Origin of the sequence: Bradyrhizobium sp. NBAIM08 (assembly GCF_020193935.1) — a bacterium.
Classification (GTDB): Bacteria; Pseudomonadota; Alphaproteobacteria; order Rhizobiales; family Xanthobacteraceae; genus Bradyrhizobium; species Bradyrhizobium yuanmingense.
Genome location: NZ_JADYVR010001429.1, coordinates 1 through 379, shown reverse-complemented (window position 1 = coordinate 379; position 379 = coordinate 1). Strand labels below are relative to the sequence as shown.

The window sequence follows — 379 nt, the reverse complement described above, 5'->3', positions numbered from 1 at the left end:
GGGTACGGAATCCCCAGGCCCCGCTCGAACGCCAACCCGTCGTCCCTCGAGTTGCGGATGTCGATCCCGACGATGGTGGCGTCCCCCGCGAGTTCGTCGGCGGCGTCCACCAGCATCGGCGCCTCGACGCGGCAGGGCGCGCAACCGGACCACCACACGTTGACCACCACCACCGAGCCACGACGGTCGGCCAGGTCCAGGTGGTCCCCGGTCAGCGTCTCCCCGGACACCTCGACCGGCGCCTCGCGGTCTGCCTCCGGGATCTCGAGCACGCCGCCACCGCCCTCCGGCCCGGCCGGTCGCTCGCCGTGCTGCTGGTGGACCTCGACGGGTTCAAGCTCCTGAACGACGCGCTCGGCCACGACGTCGGCGACCAGTT

2 protein-coding genes are annotated in these 379 nt (G+C 72.3%); one reads left to right on the top strand and one right to left on the bottom strand.

Annotation, left to right across the window (positions count from 1 at the left end):
* Positions 1 to 173, bottom strand: a 173-nt coding sequence (locus tag I6F37_RS47285) for a TlpA family protein disulfide reductase (RefSeq protein WP_368736852.1), incomplete at its 3' end; no start/stop codon positions are given.
* Between the two features lie 27 nt (positions 174 to 200).
* Here I6F37_RS47285 and I6F37_RS47280 point away from each other — a divergent pair.
* On the top strand, positions 201 to 379 hold a 179-nt coding region (locus I6F37_RS47280; RefSeq protein WP_225155169.1), incomplete at its 3' end, for a diguanylate cyclase.